Genomic DNA, 4,075 nt, shown 5'->3' with positions numbered 1-4,075 from the left:
TACCATGGTCAACGTGACCGATAGTACCGATGTTAACATGCGGTTTAGTACGTTCGAATTTTGCTTTTGCCATTGAAGTAATAGCCTCCTTCACAAAAATAATAACCTATATACGCTCATTATAATACAAAAAATCACTAATGAAAAGAATCTAACATTAAAATCCCTAAAAACTACAGGAGATTTTAGGGATTTATTAAAAATTTAGTTGCCGTAATTCTGTTTTAAAGTTTGTAATTTGTAGAAACACCACAACATACCGAACCAAACCGGTGTAAAGAGTAAGGCAATAAGTGTTTCATTATTAAAGGCTAAAGAAACTAATACTAAGAAGTAGAAGCCTAAAATCACGTAGTTCATAAGCGGATATAACGGCATTTTAAACGGATTTTGTTTAGCCAATTCCGGATGCTGTTTGCGATATTTCATATGACAAACCAAGATGATGGCCCAGATGAAAATAAAGCAGAACGTAGACACACTGGTAATCAAAATAAACACGTTTTCAGGCATAATGTACTGCATAATAACGGCGATAAAAATAACCAACGCAGAGAATACAACGGCGTTCATAGGCACCTGATTGGAACGCAAACGGAACATACGACGCGGTGCATTCCCTTCACGAGCCAAAGTGTACACCATGCGGCTTGTACTGAACAAACCACTGTTACAAGCCGATGCAGCCGATGTTAGCACGATAAAGTTAACAATAGCCGCAGCCGCTACGATACCGGCCGCTTTAAATACCTGTACGAACGGACTAGAGTCAGCGTTTACGGCTGTCCACGGATAAATACTCATAATAATTGCCAAGGCACCAACGTAGAAAATAATAATACGAATCGGAATATTGTTGATTGCCTGCGGAATTACCTTCTTAGGATTTTCCGTTTCGCCCGCCGTTAAGCCTACCAGTTCAATCCCCGTAAAAGCAAATACAACCATCTGGAAGGACAACACAAAGCCTTCCCAGCCATTCGGGAACCAACCGCCATGACTCCATAAATTAGAGAAACTTACCGGTCCCACATCGGTCTGGTAGCCGATAAATATTAAATATAAACCGCCGCCGATTAAACCTAAAATGGCGATAACTTTAATTAATGCGAACCAGAATTCCAATTCACCGAAAATTTTGACTGCCATCAAATTCGAAGCGAACAGAATCAGTAAAATACAAAGACTCGGTATCCACGGCTCTACATTCGGTATCCAATACTGGATATATACCCCCGCGGCCGTAACGTCGGCCATGGCCAGCGACACCCAACAGAACCAATAGGTCCAGCCGGTAACAAAAGCGGCGCCCGGTCCAATATATTCTTCAACAAAATCTACGAAAGAATGATGATCTGTATTCGAGAGCAACAGTTCCCCCAAGGCCCTCATCATAAAGAACGAAATCAAACCCGTAATAATATACGCTAACAAAATGGACGGTCCCGCCAAATGAATGGAACGGCCTGATCCTAAAAATAAACCTGTACCTATGGCTCCCCCAATTGCCAACAACTGTACATGTCGATTTTTTAACCCCCTAGCTAACTCCTTCTTCTCGTGCATACAAATGCCCACCTCCAAAATACTAATTTTAATAAAAAAATAAACCCACATTGATATGTGAGTTACCAACTGAAAAATAATGGTGGCGGCACACGGATTTGAACCGCGGACACACCGGGTATGAACCGATTGCTCTAGCCAACTGAGCTATGCCGCCAAGTGTATATGGAGCTAGTGACCGGGATTGAACCGGTGACCTTATCCTTACCAAGGATACGCTCTGCCGACTGAGCTACACCAGCATACGTAATGAATGGTTGCGGGGACAGGACTTGAACCTGCGACCTTCGGGTTATGAGCCCGACGAGCTACCAACTGCTCCACCCCGCGATGAATGGTGGAGGGAGAAGGATTCGAACCTTCGAAGTCGAAGACGGCAGATTTACAGTCTGCTCCCTTTGGCCGCTCGGGAATCCCTCCAAAAATAATGGAGCTGGCGATAGGAATTGAACCCACAACCTGCTGATTACAAGTCAGCTGCTCTACCGATTGAGCTACGCCAGCATACCACAACATGGAATATTATACATATTCCTGAACATCTTGTCAATAGATTTTTTAGCTCAGATTGACATTTTGTTCTGCGCTTCCGTTTCCCGTATAGCGCTTTATTATAATAGCATAGGTAATATTTTTGCGCAAGTACTTTTTTACAAAATTCTTGCAAAACACACTAATTTTCTTACAATGTGTAAAAACACTGTACTCTTCCCATCTCCAGACTCTGTTCAAACATATTTCTTGTCCTATTTAACAGCTACAATTCAACGCTATCGAGCAAACTAATATAGACGTACTCCTCAATGTAAAATAGCCGTACTGCATTATAAAATAACACACTACGGCTATTAAACGGATATATTATTTTTTCAGACTTGCTTCCAACTGAGCTAATCGTTCTTCCAACGCACTAACTTGTGATTGTAAGTCAACTACGGTATCAGTTTGAGCTGCATATTTAGCCTGTAACTCATTCATGGCACCCGCTTGCGCTTCTACGTAGCCCGCAAGCTCTGCCTTAGAATACGCGCTATACTCGGATTCAGAGCCAAATTTAAAGGAAACACCCACATTATACATTGTTTCATCTCCTAAAGTTGCCGCTGCATTCACCATAGTATTACGATTTGGCCGATAGAATGCACCTAAGGCGTAAGCCTGCTCACCCTTATAGCCCCCCATACCGGCTGCAAAAGAGATTTTATCATTAGGATCGAAATCAAGCGGATTTAAACCGGCTAAAGCGACCGCCCCGGCTACGGCTTTATTTACACGATTGTCCAAACGATTCAAATTATTATTAATCGTTTGAATATTATTACCTTGGGCATTAATTCGTTCATTCACAGCATATAACTGGGAACCGTTAACGGCTTCGGTGGAATCAGCCGAGATTTTACCGGCTTTCACATTGGTCAACGTAATAGTTTCCGTAGTATCACGATTCATACCGGCCAACGTACTTACCGTGGATTTACCGGTGAATTCGGTGGCACCGGCTTTTACTTCGCCGGATTCGGTAATATCCGTAGCTAAGAACGGTTTGCCGTCTACATAGACAACCTGATTACCGCTATTATCTAAATGAATCACCGCATCAGACCAAACAACGCTATGACCGGTGTCGCCTTTTTCACCCTTGTCACCTTTAGGGCCTTGCGGACCGGCCGGACCTTGCGGACCCTGTGGGCCTGTAGGACCGTCAGCACCGGCATCCCCTTTGTCCCCCTTAACCCCTTTGTCACCTTTAAAGGCATCATCACCTTTTAGCGAATCTTTATCTAAGGACACAAAAATATGCTTTTCATTATCGGCGGACGTTACTTCTTCTGCTTTTAGGCCATTGCCAAAAGATAAGGCTAAATTACTTAGTGTTGGTGAAAACTTCGAAGCCCCAACAGTATAAGTATCACCCTTCTTGGTGCTGCCACTATAAATAGGCACAATGTGATTGGCCACTGCTTTTAACTGCGCCACGTTAACTGCATCCGTATCGGCAGTGCCGGCCGCTAAATTCGTGATTTGGCGTGTAACGGCACCATGGTAAGCACCGTTTTGATCTACATAGGCGGATGCGCCTACACTAAAGGCGCCGGTTGTGGATTTGTAAATAGATACGAGATTATCCTTCTGTATTTTGGCTTGCATAAATTCACTGTTAACGGCAACCCAACTATTTAATGCTTGTTTCGCCTTCCACGCTGCAGTTGCTAACTCTGCTCGTGCCTTATCAGCATCTTTAAACCTTTGATTACTTTTATAATCAAATGCATTCGCATTATACTCTGCCCCATATTCTTCAGTACCATCAGGAGTAGACTTATTCGACTTAGCATATACATCCATAGCCTTAGCCATCTCTTCCTGCTTTATAGCCGATACCTCAGCGGATTTATTATCAGCAGCTTCTTGAGCACTTGAGTAAACTTGCAACAATTCATTATATTTATTTTCTTTTGGTTAATTGTACAATGAAATTGAACACATAAAAAAATCCATAGTGAATACC

General features: G+C 42.7%; 2 protein-coding genes and 5 tRNA genes. All 7 read right to left on the bottom strand.

Going from position 1 to position 4,075, the window contains the following annotated elements; translation table 11 throughout:
• Nucleotides 1-204: 204 nt before the first annotated feature.
• Entirely contained in the window at nt 205-1,566 is a 1,362-nt protein-coding gene (locus MXE28_RS11255; RefSeq protein ID WP_247240178.1) for an amino acid permease, read from the bottom strand.
• A gap of 80 nt (nt 1,567-1,646) precedes the next feature.
• Nucleotides 1,647-1,723, bottom strand: a tRNA-Met gene (locus MXE28_RS11250).
• A gap of 9 nt (nt 1,724-1,732) precedes the next feature.
• Nucleotides 1,733-1,808, bottom strand: a tRNA-Thr gene (locus tag MXE28_RS11245).
• A gap of 12 nt (nt 1,809-1,820) precedes the next feature.
• A tRNA-Met gene (locus tag MXE28_RS11240) sits at nt 1,821-1,896 on the bottom strand.
• A 5-nt stretch (nt 1,897-1,901) separates the two neighbouring features.
• A tRNA-Tyr gene (locus MXE28_RS11235) sits at nt 1,902-1,986 on the bottom strand.
• 8 nt (nt 1,987-1,994) lie between these two features.
• Nucleotides 1,995-2,070 (bottom strand) — tRNA-Thr (locus MXE28_RS11230).
• A 357-nt stretch (nt 2,071-2,427) separates the two neighbouring features.
• Nucleotides 2,428-3,924: a YadA-like family protein gene (locus tag MXE28_RS11605; protein ID WP_281493546.1), complete on the bottom strand. Its 1,497-nt coding sequence runs from the start codon at nt 3,922-3,924 to the stop codon at nt 2,428-2,430.
• Between the last annotated feature and the right edge of the window lie 151 nt (nt 3,925-4,075).

Origin of the sequence: Veillonella sp. KGMB01456, assembly GCF_023051165.1 — a bacterium.
In the GTDB taxonomy this organism is placed as follows: domain Bacteria; phylum Bacillota; class Negativicutes; order Veillonellales; family Veillonellaceae; genus Veillonella_A.
This window is presented reverse-complemented; position numbering and strand designations above follow the sequence as displayed.